This window comes from Flavobacterium sp. 25HG05S-40, from assembly GCF_052654735.1.
Genome location: NZ_CP199750.1, coordinates 2,103,986 through 2,121,373 on the forward strand (window position 1 = coordinate 2,103,986; position 17,388 = coordinate 2,121,373).

Sequence of the window (17,388 nt, forward strand, 5' to 3'; positions counted from 1 at the left end):
TAATTACTGCAAATTATCACTCATAATCTCGCTCTTATTCTTAGCATAATCATAACCCTGCTGCCACCAAACTTTCATTTTTTCTTTATTAAAAATCAAAGCATTATTGGTCAGATTCGTAGGCGTATGATAAAGATTGAGCTTTACATTTTTGTTTTTGGCTGCCAATTTTCCGATGGTAATATCATGCTTTTCTACCTGATTGAGGAGTGTTTGAAACAAATCAATCATTAACGAAAACGGATTCTTCCCCACACTTTTGGGCGTCATTTGCATTTCGGTTTCCAAAATAACTACGTCCACTTCGGTGGCACCTCGGTTGATAGCTTCCCGAATCGGAACCAAACTAGAAAATCCACCATCGCCGTATTCGCTATTGTTCTTGGTAACTAGACTCATAAACGGAATATAGTTGCAGGAAATCCATATCCATTCACAAAATTCGGCATAGTCAAAATCCTTAATCGACTTGTATTCGACCTCGTTTTTGGAAAGATTGGTAACGGTCACTACTATATCGCAAAAGGAATTTTTAAGTTGATTAAACTCTTCTTCAGTAAAGGTTTCTTTGATATAGGTGAGTAGTTTATGGCTTTCACCGAAGGTTCTCTTGCCTTTGATAAATTGCAACAGTACATTGAAGTGGTTGATGGAAACAATTTCAGTATCTTCTTTGTGTTTGACTACAAACGGATTAATATCAAATATCTTGCTCATGTCCACTTTAGTGTAAGCATCATAAATTTTATTCACGTTGCCTAATGCCAAATGGGGAATCAGCAAACTTCCGGTCGAACTGCCGATAAGAATATCGTATTTGTACATTTTTTCCTGAAGCAAATATTGCGCAACACCGCCACCAAAGGCACCTTTGCTTCCTCCGCCTGAAATCACTAAAGCTCTCATGGTTTTTCGTCTAATAACTTTTGTAATTGTACTTTCTCGTTCTCGTTCAGTTGCGGAAGTAGTGATTCAAAAGATAGCCTAAAATCTTCCTGCAACAATAATTTTCGTATTTCATCCCGAGCAAATTTGCTAAACTGCCATTTGTAATGTGTCGTAGCGTTTACCAGGTTTTTTAATACATCAGGATTCTTTGGTATGATGGTTAAGGCATTCAGAAAAGCATTTTGGCGTACCGAACTTTCATAATTTGGGGAAGTATATCTAACAAGTTCTGAAAATAGTTTTAAAGGTGGTGGACCAAAATCTAAGTTGTTGGTTTCCTGTTCGTCAGTATAATTTAAAAAAGCCATAATATACAAAACCCTTAGGCTCTTGTCATTGTTTCCCATCCAATCATTCGCTTTCAATAGGTATTTTTTTCGCTCATTCGGAAAATTTTTCCATAAATTCATAAACGCCATTTCTTTAGTGTCATAGGACTTGTCGTCTAATAAAGTTTCATAGTCAGCCTTAAACTCTAACGGAATATCCGTAGTAAATTCAGCCACCGATTGACGTACTTTGACGTCGTTGGTTTGCAGTGCCAAAAGCAGTAAGTCCTTTTTATCCTGAAACGGAATCTCCTTAATTTGATACAAAATCTCAGCTTTTACCGGATAAAATAGTTTTGCCTGAAGCAATTCGCTGAACTTGGTTTTATTCTCCAGAAAAGTCTTTTTACGTAGTTGTTGGGTTTCAAAAAGCACTTGCAAAAAAGCATTCTTCCGAAGCAATTCATTAGCCACTTCTGTAGGAAAATGATAGTCTTCGAGCCAAACTTTCTTGAAACTAGCGGTATCAAATGTTGGTGCTTCTTTTTTGATTGCTGCCAAAAATTGATCGGTCTCCACATTTTGGTATTGGTATTTTTTCAGATAGGTTTTAACGGCTTTCTGAAACGCTTTTGGTCCGATTGTTTCCCTGATAAAATGTAATGCCCAAGCGCCTTTTTGGTAAAACGAAAGTGTACTGGCTTTTTCATGCATTACTGGAATGGTATCTGTCTTAGCCGCATTTCTCAGTTGCAACGAGTTTCTATACAATTGATGGTAAAAATAATCGTCTCCAAAAACCTGTCTTTCAGACAACAAGCCATAATAGGTAGCAAATCCTTCTTGCAGCCAATGATGCTTGCCTGAGGTAGCCGTAATCAAATCTCCAAACCATTGGTGTGCCAATTCGTGTGCATTGACATACACATAATTTCTGTCGTTAAAACCAATTCCATCCACTACGTAATCTTGTGCAAAAAGGGTACAAGAAGTATTTTCCATACCGCCATATAAAAAGTCTTCAATGGGAACCTGCTTATAGATTTGCCATGGGTACTTCACTCCCAGTTCCTTTTCCAAATAATCAAAGATTTCTTTCGAATAGCGATAGGTTGGTTCAAACTTGGCCGTGTCTCTGGGTTGAATAAAAAGTTGTATCGGAATGCCCGATTTAGAACCAATAGCTTTATTCGTAAAATCGCCCACAGCCATCGCCAACAAATAGGAACTCATTGGTTTTTGCATTTCGTATTTCCAGATTTTTTTATCCTTATCCGGAAGAATCGCTTTTAAAACTCCGTTAGCAATTACGATAAACCGTTTGTCAAAAGAGATGTTGATATTAAAGACCACTTTCTCATTCACATCATCAAAGCTCGGAAACCAATGACTTGTAAATTTGCCCTGACCTTGTGTCCAAACTTGTTGGTTGCTTACGATTTCATTACTAAAGTCTCCATTAAAATACATCGTCTGCTTTGGAGAAGCTTCATAACTGAAAGACAAGACATACTTCCCTTTTTTATACGTTTGCGGCAGTAGTAAATGATTTTTAGCAGTAATGAACTGGGCATTTTTAGCATTCATTTGAACCGAATGGAACTGCATATTCTGTGCGTCAATTCGAATGCTGTCTAGATCTTGTTTAACCTCTAAAACATATTTTACAGTACCAAAAACCTTTTTTTCAATGGGGTCTACAGTGATGTTCCCCTGACAGGTTTTAAAATCCACTTTTGAAGTTTGTTGAGCAAAAGTTATAGCGGTAAAAAGAAGAGAAATGAGTAGGCGCATTGTGTGTTGTATTTGATTACGAATATACTCATTTTTCTTTTTAGCGCGGTAATGTAGGTTATCAGTGCAGTATCGGTCTTAATTTGTATACAAAAAATGTACTTTATTTTTGGGTAAAAAACTATCTTCGCTTTCATAAAGAAAAAAGAATCATGACATCCATCATATAACTGTTTAAGATGTCTGTAAATCTAAAAATCTAAGATGTCTAATAACCTTCTGCAAACTCCCATCGAATACCTTAAAGGCGTTGGTCCACAGCGCGGTGAGTTGTTGCGAAAAGAGTTAGGCATTCACAAGTATGAAGATTTAATTAACTTTTTTCCGAATCGGTACATGGATCGAACTCGATACTACAAGATTAATGAACTTCAAAAAAATGATAGTGAAGTACAGATTATTGGCAAAATAATCAATATCAAAACGGTCGAATTTGGTAAAGCCAAAAAACGTCTTGTCGCTACTTTTGTAGATGAAACCGGCCAAATAGAACTCACATGGTTTCAAGGCCATAAATGGATACGAGAAAGCTTGAAAATCAATGTTCCTTATGTGATTTTTGGAAAAACATCAAATTATAACGGACAGTTCAGTATGGCGCATCCCGAAATGGAACTGTTCAGTGAACACGAGCAAAGTCTGCGTTCCGCCATGCAACCCGTGTATCCTTCAACAGAAACCTTGGTAAACCGAGGGATTTCTAATCGGGTTATCAATAAAATGATGCAGCAGTTATTTGTTGAAACTCAGGCAAAATTTTCAGAAACCTTGCCTCAGTATCTTTTGGACGCTTTAAAGCTGATTCCGAAAAACGCCGCACTTTTCAATATTCATTTTCCGAAGAGTCAGGACTTATTGTCTAAAACGCAATTTCGACTGAAGTTTGAAGAATTATTCTTTATTCAGCTACAATTGATTACTAAAAACTTGGTTCGGAAGCATAAAATCAAAGGCCATGCTTTTACAGTAGTGGGTGAAAATTTTAATAATTTCTTTCAGAATCATCTGCCCTTCGAACTGACCAATGCGCAGAAAAAAGTACTCAAAGAAATCCGTAATGATATGGGAACTCATGCCCAAATGAACCGCTTATTACAAGGCGATGTGGGTTCGGGAAAAACCATAGTTGCTTTAATGGCGATGCTGATTGCTTTGGATAACGGTTTTCAAAGTTGCCTGATGGCTCCGACTGAGATTCTGGCGAACCAACATTTCAATGGTTTAACCGAATTAGCTAAACCTCTTAATCTCAATATAAAAATCCTAACAGGTTCCACCAAAACGGCAGACAGGAAAATCATCCACGAAGAACTCGAAAATGGCAGTTTGCATATCTTGATCGGCACCCATGCTTTACTAGAAGACAAAGTGCAATTTCATAATTTAGGGCTGGCCATCATAGACGAGCAACATCGTTTTGGTGTGGAGCAACGTTCTAAGCTTTGGCAGAAAGGAAGCCTTTCCGCAGAAGATGCCGGTGGGACACCTATCCCTCCTCACATATTAGTAATGACTGCAACGCCTATTCCAAGAACTTTAGCGATGAGTTTGTATGGCGATTTGGATATTTCAGTCATTGACGAATTGCCTCCGGGACGTAAGCCTATACAAACGGTGCATCGATATGACAGCAATCGTTTGAAAGTGTGGAAATTTATCAGAGATGAAATTGCCAAAGGCCGTCAAATTTATATTGTCTATCCGTTAATCCAGGAGAGCGAAACCATGGATTATAAAGATTTGATGGATGGTTATGAAAGTATTTCCAGAGATTTTCCGCTACCTACCTACAGTATTTCTATGGTTCACGGTAAAATGAAACCCGCAGACAAGGATGCCGAAATGAAGCGCTTTGCCGATGGAAAAACCAATATTATGGTAGCCACCACGGTAATTGAAGTTGGTGTCAACATTCCCAATGCCAGTGTAATGATTATCGAAAGTGCGGAGCGTTTTGGTTTATCGCAGTTGCATCAATTGCGCGGTCGCGTGGGTCGTGGTGCCGAGCAAAGTTATTGTATTTTGATGACCTCCTTTAAATTATCCAACGATAGTAAAGTACGTTTAGAAACCATGTGCCGTACCAATGACGGTTTCGAAATCGCTGAAGTTGATTTAAAACTTCGTGGTCCCGGAGATATCATGGGCAAACAACAAAGCGGCGTACTGCACCTTCAGATTGCGGATTTGGTTCGAGATAAAGACATTCTCTTAGTTGCGCGAAATGAAGCGTTAAAGCTATTGAAAAAAGACCCTTCCATGACTTTGCCCGAACATCAGACATTACGAACCGTTTTTATCGAGCTATCCAAAAAGAAGAATATTTGGAATTACATTAGTTGATTGTATTTTAAAAATGCTATTTTCATTAAACAATCTCAATGCATCCTATTCCCATCGCTATTCCAGAAATTCATTTAAGCTTGAAAAAACTCCCAATATTCAATGTTGAAATGGAAATTTGTATCTACAAGTGTTAAATAAAAATTAACGGTGACGCCACTTCCGTTGGTAAGAGGTAGTTTTGTAAAGTACACCTACAATACTATTTTAAATGAAAGTAAAATACATCGTCCTTTCCATTCTTGCGGTTCTTCTTGGCGGAATGATTGTCTATAGAATCTCGAAAAGCAACTCTGAAAACGACAAAAACAGTGGCCAAAAGGATAAAAAACCTCCTATTACCGTTAGTGCTGTAGTAGTTCAACCTCAGGATTTTTCGAATACCATTTCTCTTTCTGGATCTATTGAGGCCAATGAACAGATAGAAATTCGCAGCGAGGTCTCCGGAATTGTAGAAAATGTTTCCTTTACCGAAGGCAGTCAGGTTAGTAAAGGACAAGTATTATTAAAAGTGAATGATGTCGAACTCAGAGCGCAGTTGGTTCAAGCCAAGACAAAGGAAGGGCTATCTTCTGAAAACGAACGTCGAGCCAAATTACTCCTTCAAAAAGAAGCCATCAGTCAGGAAGAATACGACATCGCTAGTGCCGATTTTAGAACGATGAAAGCACAAACCCAGTTGATTCAGGCGCAGATTGGAAAAACCAGTATTCGGGCTCCTTTTTCGGGAAAAATTGGATTGCGGAATATTTCTCCCGGAACTTATGTGACCCCGACTACGCTGATTGCGAATTTAGTAAGCAGTAATCAACTCAAAATTACGTTCTCTATTCCTGAGAAATATGCTTCTCAAATTACTAAAGGCTCGGAAATCAAATTCACGGTTCCGAATGTCGCCGATACTTTTACTGCCAAAATCTACGCTTTGGAACCTGCCATTGAAATGACGACTCGTACCATGAAAATAAGAGCGTTAACTGAAAACTCCAACGGTAAATTATTGCCAGGAACTTTTGCCAATATTGAACTGGCTTTAGGCAATATAAAAGAGGCCATCATCATTCCAACCGAAGCCATTATCCCAATTCAGGATGGAAAAAAAGTATTCATTGCCAACAACGGCAAAGCCAAAGAAGTTAAAGTGGAAACACTTGCACGAACCGATAAAGATGTGGTTATTACATCCGGACTTAAAGTTGGTGACACTGTGCTCACATCGGGTGTGATGTCTCTGAAGGATGATGCTGATATCAAAGTAAAACTAAAATGATTTAAGATTGAATTATTTATGAATGCTGATTTAAGATTTTTAAATCCATTCTGCCATCTAAAATCTAAAGTCAAAAATCTAAAATCATTATGAGTTTATCGACCCTGAGTATTAAACGACCGGTTTTTACAATTGTCATCAATTTAACCATTATCCTTTTTGGTATTATTGGTTACAGTTATTTGGGCGTACGTGAATTTCCCTCTATTGATCCGGCGCAGATTTCAGTGCGTACCAATTATACCGGTGCCAACTCCGATATCATTGAATCGCAAATTACAGAACCACTCGAAAAAGCCATCAACTCCATCGACGGAATCCGAAACATTACTTCATCAAGCAATCAGGGTTCGAGTAATATTACCATCGAATTTAAACTTGAAAAAAACTTAGAAGAAGCGGCCAATGATGTACGAGATAAGGTTTCGCAAGCCGTACGAAGTCTGCCTCAAGACATTGATGCACCACCTGTAGTTTCGAAAGCGGATGCCGATTCTGACCCTATCATTACGATGACGGTTCAAAGTGATAGCAAGGATGCTCTAGAACTAAGCGATTATGCCGAAAATGTTATTGCCGAGCGTTTGCAAACTATTCCAGGAGTGAGTAGTGTTCAAATTTGGGGGCAAAAACGCTATTCCATGCGTATATGGATTGACCCTGTAAAATTATCTTCTTATGGCGTTACCGTTTCTGATGTAAGGATTGCGCTTGAAAAACAAAATGTAGAATTGCCTTCGGGAAAATTAACCGGTGCGAATACCGAGCTTACCGTCAAAACGATGGGAAACCTTTCGGATGCTAAAGAATTCAATAACATCATCATCATTGCTAACGACGATAAGGTTGTTCGCCTGAGCGACATTGGCTATGCCGAATTAGGTCCGGAAAATCTCGAAACTCGTTTAGTAGCCTCAGGAAAACCCATGGTGGGATTGGCTGTGATTCCACAACCCGGAACCAATTATCTGGATATTGCCGATCAGTTTTACAAACAGTTTGACGCTTTCAAAAAAGACTTACCTGCCGACATTAAACTGAATGTTGCTTTAGACAATACGCTATTTATCAAAAAATCGGTTGTTGAAGTAGCAGAAACGCTCTTGATATCGATTATTTTAGTAATTCTGATTATCTTTTTGTTCTTCAGAAATTGGTCCATTGCTTTCCGTCCGCTGATTGATATTCCGGTATCACTTATTGCGACCTTTTTTATCATGTACTTATGTGGGTTTTCGATAAATGTCTTAACCCTTTTAGCGATTGTACTCGCAACCGGATTAGTAGTGGATGACGGAATTGTAGTAACCGAAAACATCTTCAAAAAAGTAGAAGAAGGCATGTCGCCCATTGAAGCCGCCATCAAAGGTTCTAATGAGATTTTCTTCGCGGTTATTTCGATATCCATCACGTTGGCAGCGGTATTTTTACCCATCATCTTTTTGGAAGGATTTGTCGGAAGGCTGTTTCGGGAATTTGGCGTCGTCATTGGTGCTGCTGTATTGATTTCGGCCTTTGTTTCTTTGACTTTAACACCGATGCTGAATGCCTATCTAATGAAAGGCGGCGAGCAAAAGAAAACCCGATTTTATACCTTTACCGAGCCGTATTTTCAGAGTTTAAACCAAGGTTATGCGCATTCGCTGGAAAAGTTTGTCAATCGAAAATGGATTAGTTTCCCGATTATCATCGTGTGTATCGGTTTAATCGTTTTGTTTTTCAAACTTATTCCGAAAGAAACAGCGCCTTATGATGATAGAAACCTTATTGTCGTTGGAGTAACCACTCCCGAAGGGGCTACCTATGACTATACCGATCGTTTTATGCAGGAACTATCGCAAATGATTGATGATTCGATTCCAGAGAAAAAAATTGCTTTAGTGATTACTGCTCCCGGATTTGCTTCTGCCTCTGTCAACAGCGGAAGAGTGCGTTTGGCCTTAAAAGATCCCGGAGACCGTGAACGCTCTCAAAAAGAAATTGCAGCTGATCTTACCAAATGGACCAAGAAATATTCGCAGGCCAAAGTAAACATTACCGAACAACCAACCATAGCCGTGAACAAACGAGGTGGAATGCCTATTCAGTATATCATTCAGGCTCCGAATTTTGAAAAACTGCGTGAAAAGATTCCGCAATTCATGGATTTGGCGAACCAAAATGAAACCTTCTCCAACGTAGATGTCAATCTGAAATTTAACAAACCCGAAATCAATGTGAACATCGACCGTGAAAAAGCAGAATCACTCGGAATTTCAGTGCTGGATGTTGCACAAACACTCCAATTATCCCTTAGTGGACAACGCTTTGGTTATTTTATGCGAAACGGAAAACAATATCAGGTAATAGGTCAATTTGACGAAAAAGACCGTGATGAACCGTTGGATTTGACTTCGATGTATGTCAAAAACAAAAATGGCACATTGATTCAGTTAGACAATGTCGTCAAAGTCGAAGAGCAAAGCAATCCAACGCAACTTTATCATAATAACCGTTATATGTCGGCTACCATCTCGGCCGGACTGGCTCCGGGGAAAAGTATTAGTGACGGAATAGACGCTATGGATGCCATCAAAGAAAAAGTTTTAGACAATAGTTTTACGACCGATTTGGGCGGTGAATCCCGCGATTTTGTCGAAAGTAGTTCGAATACTGCTTTTGCTTTTGGCTTGGCGTTGCTGCTGATTTATCTGATTCTAGCCGCGCAGTTTGAGAGTTTTATCGATCCGTTTATTATCATTTTAACGGTGCCAATGGCTGTTGCCGGAGCCTTATTTTCACTTTGGCTATTTGGTCAAACGTGGAATATCTTTAGTCAAATTGGAACCGTTATGCTTATTGGACTGGTCACCAAGAACGGGATTTTGATTGTCGAATTTGCCAATCAGTTACGCGAACAAGGTAAACCCAAATTGGAAGCGATATTAGAAGCTTCGGAAGCACGTCTACGTCCTATTCTGATGACCAGTTTAGCGATTGCTTTAGGAGCATTGCCTATTGCTTTATCCTTGGGTGCAGCCTCAACTAGTAGAATCGGAATGGGTGTTGTAATTGTGGGAGGCACTATGTTTTCATTGGTACTGACCTTATTTGTGATACCTTCTATTTATTTGATGTGGTCCCGAGAGAAAAAACACCGCCCTGAATTTGATAATATTGAAGCTTTAGAAAAATAAGATGAAATTGAAATTAGTATATACCGTTCTGCTGCTATTGGGATTTGTGAAAATACAAGCTCAGGAACTGCTGACGCTAGAAGATGCCGTAAAAACAGCTTTGGAAAACAATTATGAAATCCGAATTTCCAAAAACGAGCTCAACATCGATAAGACGAATAGTACGCTAGGCAATGCCGGAATGTTACCCAAACTGGCAGCCAATGTAATAGACAACAACAGCATACAAAATACCACTCAAACCCGAAATGACGGAACAACCAATACGCTTGATAATGCGAAAAACAACAGTCTGACTTATGGTGTTGGACTAGACTGGACCGTTTTTGATGGATTTAAGATGTTTGCCAAATACGATCAGTTAAAAGCGCTGGAAAAGTTAGGAGAAGCCGAGTTAAAACTGACGGTCATTACTAAAATTAGTGACGTGACCTCAACCTATTACGATTTGGTGCAACAACAACAGCAATTAGCCGCTTTAGACAGTACTTTGGTGATTTCGAATCAAAGAGTAACACTGGCCCAAAACCGCTATACTATTGGTAAAGCTTCGAAATTGGAAGTATTGAATGCGCAAGTTGATTTGAATACCGATACGACGACTTTACTTCGACAACGAGAATTGTATGCCAATACCAAAACCTTGCTGAATCAGATGCTGGCGCGTGATGTCAAAACTGATTTTACGGTTGTTAGAGCGATTACTATGGACAACCCTCTACTCTTGCCAGAACTTATTTCGTTAGCCGAAAAACAAAACCCGCAATTGGAAGCCCAAGTGCTGAATAAAAGAATAGCCGAATTACAGTTAAAACAAGTCAAAGGCGATCGTTATCCTGTGATTAGAGTGAATTCGGCCTACAATTTTAATGAGAGCGAGTCTAGTTTGGGCTTCGTGACGCAATCTTCCGGAAAAGGTCTGAATTACGGCTTTACGGCGACTTTAAATCTGTTTGACGGCTTCAACCAAAGGCGTAATGAAAAGGTAGCCAAACTTCAGGTGGAGAATGCTACTATTGCTATAGCGCAACAAAATCAGTTGCTACAAACTACGTTGACGACCTCCTACCAAACCTATTTGACCAATCTGGAATTAATGCAATTGGAGCAGAAAAATGAAACTATCGCTAAGCAGAATTTAGACATCACCCTAGAAAAATACCGAATTGGAACCATTCCCACTATAGAATTCCGAACCGCGCAACTGAACTACCTCAATGCTAAAGTGCGCAACAGCAATGCCCAGTTTCAGGCGAAACTCTCTGAAATTGCCTTAAAAGAACTGGCCGGGAATTTGACTTTCTAGTATGTTTTACGAGATATTTTTTATTTTACTGAATCGATTATTTTAAATTTTGAATTATAAATTTTAAATGATTGTATTTTCTTTAGAGGACTATCTTTTTTATAAAAACTCTATTTATTAGTATATTAGCACAACGTATGAATATCTTTTTTAAAAAAAGATGTTTGAGTTGATATGTATTCGGTAGTTACATCTGATTGTCTATCCAAGTTTATAAATTAATTCTTCGGTGTAAAAGATTTCGAAAATTGAACTTGTTTCAATTCTATTTATGTAAGAAGTAAATCCGGAAAAACTTCCAATAAAATCCTATTTATAGATGGTGTGGAAAAATTTATTTTCTAAAAACTCACACGAAAAGTGTGTGGGAAAATTTATTTTTAGAAAGTTCACACAAAAAGTGTGTGGAAAAATTTATTTTTAAAAAGTTCACACAAAATTAAAAACTGAAAAGTGTTCGTTGAAATCTTTCTTAGAAAATATTTAGAAAATCGAAAGTTGAATACAATCTATGAGGAAAAGGAAAACGACAAAGTTTACCTGCTCAAGCTTTCTTTACATACCGTAGTGGTATGCACTGCTTCTAACTAAGACTCGTTTTGTTTCTTAGAATGAAATTACTCAAACGAATTTTTACATATCTTTAGAACAAATTACTAATAATCCCGCTACTGACTCAAAGCCACGGAGCGTTGGTAGTAACTTTAATCAAAATCTCATAGAATGACCAATCTTGTAAAAAAAATTATTCTTATCGTAGTTGTAATCAGCTTTAATTCAATTTGTGCTCAGCATAAAGAAATAGATTCTCTGATTCAGAAAATAGACAATAAAGATGCTTATATAGTGTTGACTAAAACCACTTCGCCGAGAATAAATGGAACTACGGCTAACAGAATTGTAGCAATTGGTAAAATGGCATCGCCAGCATTAATTAAAATTCTTGACAGTCAAAACAAAGGAATCATGGCACATTTTATACTTTCAAAGATTTGGCAAAATATCTGGGAAGAAGAAGTTTGCTGCAATATCAAGAGGGTTGGAGATATCGAAATTTTAAAAATCAATGGCTTGGAAATTAAAATAGAAAATAACACTTTATATGCCACCCCAGAAAATCTAAAAAAGATTAAACAAGCTTGGAAAGTGAATTGTCACGTATAAAGCTGTCACTATATGAGTTCGTAGTAGATGAATCACTTATTAAAAAACAAGAATTATGAAAAAAACTACACTTTTATTCGTTTTTTTACTGATTGCAATACCTAAATCAAATGGACAAATCAATCCAGTACAAAATGTTACGTTTTCACAAACCTACCAAACTCCACATAATTTTTTTGAATTAAACTGGGAAGAACCTGACCAACCACATGGCGTATTACTTGGCTACAATATTTACCGAGATAACGAATTGTATAGATTTCAAACGGAAAGGAATTTATATAATACCTATTCACAAGTCTTTGGATTTGTTTCCAATTGCGGGATAGATTTTTTAGAGTACAATATGCCCAATGGATTTTTGGTACACGTTACAGCCGTTTATGAAGGACAAGTAGAGTCAACTTATACGGAAACTGCTACCGTGTTTCCTCCGGCATTGAGCAATGACGAATTCAATTCACAAGAAGTGTTACTTTATCCAAATCCAACCAAAGGAATACTGAATATTGAAAACATCACTTTAGAAAAAAGTATAGTTTATGACATTTACGGTAAAGAGTTACTGGCATTTTCTTCTACCTCAAAAATAGATGTAAGTAGCTTAACTAAAGGCATTTACTTGATTAAACTTTTTTCGGAAGGCAAAACCTTAGCTAAAAAAATAGTAATCGAATAAAATATTTTGGTTGATGCCTTTAGTAGTGATTATTCTAAACTAGGAATGACTTACCAAATCGTAATGTTTTTTGTTTTTCTTTACCTTGAAATAGTGCTTTTATTTCTTATCCTTTTCGGATTGGTTTCCGATTGGAAGTTTGGGAAAGTTACTATTGCTCCCTTTTTCTAAATAGATTCTGAAAAAGTAAATAACAACTAGATATTAAAAACCAACCAAAATAAAATATGACTACATCGGAATTAAAAGAAAGACAAGATATTGCTACTGATGACAAATTGAGTAAATTATACAATCAGTTTCGAGAATTGTTAATTGAATTGCGTAAGCAAAAAATATCTCCAAAAATCACTACTATTATTAATGAAAGTGTCGAACTAGTAAATTCGTCATCACTAACTGGCGATGCATTACGAAAACTTATCAAGCAAAAGCAAACGGAAATCTTAAAACAAGTAGAAAAAGAGCATAAAATTGTTCCCAAAAACTATTATCGCAATCTATGGATGCTCTTCGGTATTTCCGCATTTGGATTACCCATTGGAGTAGCTTTTGGCTTAAGTATTGGCAATATAGGATTGTTAGGTGTCGGCTTGCCTATTGGTATGGGTATTGGAATCGTTGTTGGAACAGGAATGGACAAAAAAGCGCTTAAAGAAGAAAGACAGTTAGATATAGAAATTAAATACTAAACGGCACAGCAGTAGCACAGATAAAGGACTTAGTAAACTGTCATAATACAAATCGGTTTGTTTTTAGTAAAATTGCCAAGATAGGATGTTAGACTTGGAATCCTTTTTTATGTATTTTTGACCCCATCTTTTAACTATCCCTATGATTTCTTACAATACAAAAGACTGGTTTACGTTTATTTTTCGCTTTCACAAAGCAGATACGTTTCGAACGTTATTTCCAATAATGATAGCTATCGGCGTCTATTCGGCCTTAATTGGCTATGCCGAAGTGGAGATTTGGAAAATTGGCGAGAAAAGCTACCTGAAAAACATTACCATCATGCATGGAATGTTGGGTTTTGTGATTTCGTTATTGCTGGTTTTCAGAACCAATACAGCCTACGACCGATGGTGGGAAGGCAGAAAACTATGGGGAAGTCTGGTGAACAACAGTCGGAATCTGGCCTTGAAACTATCGGTAATTTTAGAAGATGAACATGACAAGGCTTATTTTAGAAAAATAATTCCAAGCTTTGCAGCGGTACTTCACAAGCACTTAAACAATACGGAAGTCACCAAACAGTTGTTTGAGGATGTCGATTTAGAAATTGACCATCACAAACACAAACCCAATCAGGTAGCCAAAAAACTATTTCACAGAATCAATGATTTGTATTTGGAAAAGAAAATTTCGGGCGATCAATTGATTGTACTCAATGCGGAAATACAATCGTTTACCGAGATTTGCGGTGCCTGCGAAAGAATCAAAAACACGCCTATTCCCTACTCGTACAGCGCTTTTATCAAGAAGTTTATTTTCTTTTATGTCATGACGTTGCCTTTTGGATATTCGTTTAGTTTGGGCTATTACACAGCGCCTGTTGTCGTATTTATTTTTTATGTTTTGGCGAGTTTAGAATTGATTGCTGAGGAAATTGAAGATCCGTTTGGAGGCGATGAAAACGATTTACCGACTCAGAAAATTTCGGAAAACATCAAGAGGCATGTTGAGGAGTTGCTTTAGGTTGAAACATTATGGATTCCCGCCTTCGCGGGAAAGACAAATAAGGTCCTCGCTAGCCCCGATAACAGCGGCATCCTTTTGCGAAGCAAAAGATATAGCGAATAGCGGGTGGATTTGTCCTGACAGTAGTTGTAGCTCCGCTCCTAATTATTAAAATCGAAAATGCTGATAAAAAACCCCTGAAAACTTTCTTCCTGCGGGTGGCATTGATTATATTTGCACTCTTAAAAAAGCGTAGGTATATATGAAGATTTCATACAATTGGTTAAAACAATTCATTAAAATAGATTTAAAATCAGAAGACACGGCTGCAATATTGACTGACTTAGGTTTGGAAGTAGAAGTAGTCGAAAAATACCAATCGGTTCGCGGCGGATTGGAAGGCGTTGTCGTTGGTCATGTATTGTCGTGTGAAAAGCATCCGGATGCTGATAGATTGAGCATTACTACGGTCGATTTAGGCGATGGTACTCCGGTTCAAATCGTGTGCGGTGCCAGCAATGTTGCTAAAGGACAAAAAGTACCTGTGGCGACTATCGGAACCAAATTATTTGATAAAGAAGGCGTTGAATTTGAAATCAAAAAAGGAAAAATCCGCGGACAGGAAAGTCACGGAATGATATGCGCGGAAGATGAATTGGGATTAGGAACCAGCCATGACGGTATTATGGTTTTGGATGATAAACTAAAACCGGGAACACCTTGCGCCAAAGTCTTTAACATCGAAAATGATGAAGTTTTTGAAATTGGCTTGACTCCCAATCGTGCCGACGCGATGTCGCATTATGGTGTAGCTCGTGATTTACGTGCCAGTTTATTGCAAAAAAATAGTAATATCGAGTTGATTACACCTTCGGTTTCTACGTTCCGAATTGACAAAAGAACACTGAAGATTGATGTGGATGTTAAGGACAGTAAATTGGCTCCAAGATATTGCGGCGTAACGATTTCGGGAATCACTGTTAAAGAATCTCCTGCTTGGTTACAAAACCGTTTGAAAGCTATTGGACTTACTCCAAAAAACAATATTGTTGACGTTACTAATTATATTCTCCACGATTTAGGACAACCCTTACATGCCTTCGATGCTTCCAAAATCAATGGGAAAATCTTGGTAAAAACCGTTGCTGCCGGAACAAAATTTACTACACTAGACGATGTTGAAAGAACGTTACACGAAGAAGATTTGATGATTTGCGACGAAAAAGGACCGCTTTGTCTGGCTGGCGTTTTTGGCGGAAAAAGTTCGGGTGTTACCGATAGTACGAATTCGATATTTTTGGAAAGTGCCTATTTCAATCCTATAAGCGTTAGAAAATCGGCTAAAAGACATGGCTTGAATACCGATGCTTCCTTCCGTTTTGAGCGAGGCATCGACCCAACCATTACCGAATTTGCTTTGAAACGTGCGGCGCTTTTGATTAAGGAATTGGCCGGTGGTGAAATCACGTCGGACATTGTCGATTTGTATCCAAAGAAAATTGAAGATTATCCGGTATTCTTGCATTTTGATAAAACTGCCAAATTGATTGGACAAGAATTACCCAAGGAAACTATCAAAAAAATATTGGCATCTCTAGATATTAAAGTAAATAGTGTTTCTGATGCTGGATTAGGACTTATGATTCCGTCGTACCGCGTAGATGTGCAGCGCGAAGTAGATGTTGTAGAAGAAATTCTGCGTGTGTATGGGTATAACAACATCAATTTTACTAAAAAATTAAATGCCACCGTTGCCAATTCGGCGCGAACAGAAGATTATAAAGTTCAGAATATTGTGGCTACCCAATTGAATTCGCTTGGTTTCCATGAAATGATGGCCAATTCCCTTACGACTGCTGATTACGTGAAGCTTTCGGATATGTTGAAGGAAGATTACAATGTAACGATGCTGAATCCGTTGAGCAATGATTTGGCCACAATGCGTCAGTCGATGCTATTCTCAGGATTAGAAGCCGTTTCATATAACATCAACCGAAGAAATGGTGATTTGAAATTATTTGAATTCGGAAAAACCTATCACAAGTTGCTTTCAGGGTATGACGAACCCAAACATTTGACCTTATTTGTTTCGGGAAACCGTTTGGCAGAAAGCTGGACGAATACTCCAAAACCTTCTGATTTCTTTTTGTTTAAAGGGTATGTGGATTCGGTTTTATCGCGATTGGGCATTGGTAAAATACAGAACAAGCCCGTGACTTCCGATGTATTTGCCGAAGGACTTGCTATTGTATACAACAATGATATTTTAGTAGAATTTGGAACCGTTAAGAAATCCATCTTAAAGCACTTCGACATCAAGCAGGAAGTTTTGTATGCCGATTTCAATTGGAATCTTATCTTGAAAACACTCAACAACCGAATTAAGTTTGTTGATATTCCGAAATATCCTGAAGTAAGAAGAGATTTAGCACTTTTAGTCGATACTACTGTCGCTTTTGATGCCATTTACACCATTGCCCGTCAAACGGAAAAATCATTACTCAAAAATGTGAATTTGTTTGATGTGTACGAAGGAAAGAATCTTCCGGAAGGCAAAAAATCGTATGCCGTGAGTTTTACACTTCAGGACACCACCAAAACTTTAACAGACGAGCAGATTGATAAAATCATGAATAAGCTTCAAAAGAATTTAGAAGCAGAAGTTGGAGCCAGTTTAAGACAATAATATAAAAGCCTCGAAATATCGGGGCTTTTTTTAGTAATTTAAACTAAATTTGAAATTAAATTCCAGTAAGGTT

The 17,388-nt window shown here is 37.8% G+C and carries 11 protein-coding genes; 9 read left to right on the top strand and 2 right to left on the bottom strand.

The window, feature by feature from the left end; genetic code table 11:
* Positions 1 to 3 precede the first annotated feature (3 nt).
* Together ACULEU_RS09185 and ACULEU_RS09190 are read right to left on the bottom strand one after the other, a co-directional pair.
* A complete protein-coding gene (locus ACULEU_RS09185; RefSeq protein WP_445452304.1) occupies positions 4 to 906 on the bottom strand; it encodes a patatin-like phospholipase family protein in 903 nt (300 codons plus the stop codon).
* Entirely contained in the window at positions 903 to 3,011 is a 2,109-nt protein-coding gene (locus tag ACULEU_RS09190) for a M1 family metallopeptidase (protein ID WP_445452305.1), read from the bottom strand. The genes ACULEU_RS09185 and ACULEU_RS09190 overlap by 4 nt, the downstream gene beginning before the upstream one ends.
* Positions 3,012 to 3,215: 204 nt before the next feature.
* On the opposite strand from ACULEU_RS09190, the gene recG reads away from it, so the two are divergent.
* The 9 genes from recG (at position 3,216) to pheT (ending at position 17,315) form a co-directional block, all read left to right on the top strand.
* The gene (gene recG / locus ACULEU_RS09195; RefSeq protein ID WP_445452306.1) at positions 3,216 to 5,354 is read left to right on the top strand and encodes an ATP-dependent DNA helicase RecG; all 2,139 of its coding nucleotides are present in this window, start codon (positions 3,216 to 3,218) and stop codon (positions 5,352 to 5,354) included.
* A gap of 211 nt (positions 5,355 to 5,565) precedes the next feature.
* A complete protein-coding gene (locus ACULEU_RS09200) occupies positions 5,566 to 6,624 on the top strand; it encodes an efflux RND transporter periplasmic adaptor subunit (RefSeq protein ID WP_445452307.1) in 1,059 nt (352 codons plus the stop codon).
* 89 nt (positions 6,625 to 6,713) lie between these two features.
* Entirely contained in the window at positions 6,714 to 9,800 is a 3,087-nt protein-coding gene (locus tag ACULEU_RS09205; protein ID WP_445452308.1) for an efflux RND transporter permease subunit, read from the top strand.
* Between the two features lies 1 nt (position 9,801).
* Entirely contained in the window at positions 9,802 to 11,106 is a 1,305-nt protein-coding gene (locus tag ACULEU_RS09210) for a TolC family protein (protein ID WP_445452309.1), read from the top strand.
* A gap of 723 nt (positions 11,107 to 11,829) precedes the next feature.
* Positions 11,830 to 12,270, top strand: a complete 441-nt coding sequence (locus tag ACULEU_RS09215) for a hypothetical protein (protein ID WP_445452310.1) — start codon at positions 11,830 to 11,832, stop codon at positions 12,268 to 12,270.
* A gap of 55 nt (positions 12,271 to 12,325) precedes the next feature.
* Entirely contained in the window at positions 12,326 to 12,949 is a 624-nt protein-coding gene (locus ACULEU_RS09220; protein ID WP_445452311.1) for a T9SS type A sorting domain-containing protein, read from the top strand.
* A 227-nt stretch (positions 12,950 to 13,176) separates the two neighbouring features.
* Complete coding sequence (locus ACULEU_RS09225; protein WP_445452312.1) at positions 13,177 to 13,641, top strand: hypothetical protein; 465 nt, start codon at positions 13,177 to 13,179, stop codon at positions 13,639 to 13,641.
* A gap of 142 nt (positions 13,642 to 13,783) precedes the next feature.
* Positions 13,784 to 14,647 (top strand): bestrophin family protein, encoded by an 864-nt coding sequence (locus ACULEU_RS09230; protein ID WP_445452313.1) that lies wholly within the window; start codon positions 13,784 to 13,786, stop codon positions 14,645 to 14,647.
* A 244-nt stretch (positions 14,648 to 14,891) separates the two neighbouring features.
* Positions 14,892 to 17,315, top strand: coding sequence for a phenylalanine--tRNA ligase subunit beta (gene pheT, locus ACULEU_RS09235; protein ID WP_445452314.1), 2,424 nt, complete (start codon positions 14,892 to 14,894; stop codon positions 17,313 to 17,315).
* Positions 17,316 to 17,388 lie beyond the last annotated feature (73 nt).

What these genes read in the sequence shown, in the direction of transcription:
- ACULEU_RS09200 (WP_445452307.1), top strand. Translation starts at nt 5,566, where the DNA reads ATGAAAGTAAAATACATCGTCCTTTCCATTCTTGCGGTTCTTCTTGGC.
- ACULEU_RS09230 (WP_445452313.1), top strand. Translation starts at nt 13,784, where the DNA reads ATGATTTCTTACAATACAAAAGACTGGTTTACGTTTATTTTTCGCTTT.
- ACULEU_RS09205 (WP_445452308.1), top strand. Translation starts at nt 6,714, where the DNA reads ATGAGTTTATCGACCCTGAGTATTAAACGACCGGTTTTTACAATTGTC.
- ACULEU_RS09215 (WP_445452310.1), top strand. Translation starts at nt 11,830, where the DNA reads ATGACCAATCTTGTAAAAAAAATTATTCTTATCGTAGTTGTAATCAGC.
- recG (WP_445452306.1), top strand. Translation starts at nt 3,216, where the DNA reads ATGTCTAATAACCTTCTGCAAACTCCCATCGAATACCTTAAAGGCGTT.
- ACULEU_RS09220 (WP_445452311.1), top strand. Translation starts at nt 12,326, where the DNA reads ATGAAAAAAACTACACTTTTATTCGTTTTTTTACTGATTGCAATACCT.
- ACULEU_RS09210 (WP_445452309.1), top strand. Translation starts at nt 9,802, where the DNA reads ATGAAATTGAAATTAGTATATACCGTTCTGCTGCTATTGGGATTTGTG.
- ACULEU_RS09190 (WP_445452305.1), bottom strand. Translation starts at nt 3,011, where the DNA reads ATGCGCCTACTCATTTCTCTTCTTTTTACCGCTATAACTTTTGCTCAA.
- ACULEU_RS09225 (WP_445452312.1), top strand. Translation starts at nt 13,177, where the DNA reads ATGACTACATCGGAATTAAAAGAAAGACAAGATATTGCTACTGATGAC.
- pheT (WP_445452314.1), top strand. Translation starts at nt 14,892, where the DNA reads ATGAAGATTTCATACAATTGGTTAAAACAATTCATTAAAATAGATTTA.
- ACULEU_RS09185 (WP_445452304.1), bottom strand. Translation starts at nt 906, where the DNA reads ATGAGAGCTTTAGTGATTTCAGGCGGAGGAAGCAAAGGTGCCTTTGGT.